This window comes from Moraxella atlantae NBRC 14588 (assembly GCF_001591265.1).
In the GTDB taxonomy this organism is placed as follows: Bacteria; Pseudomonadota; Gammaproteobacteria; order Pseudomonadales; family Moraxellaceae; genus Faucicola; species Faucicola atlantae.
This window is the reverse complement of the sequence record NZ_BCUL01000068.1, coordinates 1-1193: the sequence shown is the minus strand read 5'-3', so window position 1 is coordinate 1193 and position 1193 is coordinate 1. Positions and strand designations below refer to the sequence as shown.

General features: G+C 41.6%; 1 protein-coding gene. It reads right to left on the bottom strand.

Annotated elements, in window-relative coordinates; all coding sequences use genetic code 11:
- Positions 1-20: 20 nt before the first annotated feature.
- Complete coding sequence (locus MA2_RS10720; protein ID WP_169795171.1) at positions 21-1034, bottom strand: IS4 family transposase; 1014 nt, start codon at positions 1032-1034, stop codon at positions 21-23.
- Between the last annotated feature and the right edge of the window lie 159 nt (positions 1035-1193).

Here is a 1193-nt window from a genome sequence, read left to right as displayed (position 1 = left end):
TCTCTGCACACGACAAAAAATCAGCCCCAACCAATTTTCACGGGTTTAGGGGTTAAAAAACTGACCAACTGTCGAAATACAGCCTTATCATTATTCAACAACACCAAACGCAAGCCCTCAATCAACAAATCCAAGCCTAATGCAAATAAACTGGCTTGAGGGCGACCGTTTGACTTTAACTTGCGTTTTAACGGCTTATCCTTATCATGATAAATACCGACATGATAAGCCCAACAAAACGCTAAAGCATTGACTGCCACTAACTTACTCACCCTATCCATCTTAGTCAAATGCGTATCTTCAAGATTAAAACCACGACCTTTAAGGCAAGCAAATAAATTCTCAACTTCCCAACGCTTTGCATAAATTGTCATCGCATCAAGGGTTTGTAGCTGATTGGTTGCGACAATCACTAAACCATGGTCTTTATCACGTTTGGCAAATACTCGAACAGCACAACCATCAACGACCAGTATCCGTCCATGTCGATAGGTCTCAAAGGCAGTAACATGACGAAATAGTTCTTTAATCTGTACCAATTTGCCGTGATGGTTCACAACTTTGCTGTTTTTCTTGATACGAATGGCAAAAGGTATGTGATGCTCTGTTAGCCAGTTAAACCATCGTTCACCAACAAATTCTCTGTCTGCCAGTATCATGTCAATGTTGTGTTTACCAAACTGCTTGATAAAGCGTTCAATGAGTTCGGCTCGCTCAAGGTGGTTTGTGTTACCCCTTTTGTCTAGCATGTCCCAGTACAGTGGTATGGCAATGCCCTTATAGACCACCCCTAGCATAAAGATGTTGATGTTGCTTTTGCCCCATTTCCAGTTGGTGCGGTCGATGGTAAGCGTAACTTTGCTAAGTCCAAATAGCCGATATAGCAATATGGCTAGTTGGTCATAGTCGATGACAGCACTGGCGATAAATCGCTGTAGCCTGCGGTAGTGGCTGTCGGTCTTGCCTCTACTAGGTAGGTGCCTTGCTATTTTTTTAAGATTACTGCTTTGGGCAGTAATCAGGGCGATTATCATGAGGCTTAAACAGGTAATTCTTGCCTTGTTCATTGTAAGGTTTTGGGTTAATATTTCATTGAGTCTGTTAAGGTTTGGCATAATGGTGGTTCGTGAGAAAAATTGTTATTATGCCATTGCTTTAACAGACTTTTTTGTTTTTTTGTCGTGTGCTGAGAA

What these genes read in the sequence shown, in the direction of transcription:
- MA2_RS10720 (WP_169795171.1), bottom strand. Translation starts at nt 1,034, where the DNA reads ATGATAATCGCCCTGATTACTGCCCAAAGCAGTAATCTTAAAAAAATA.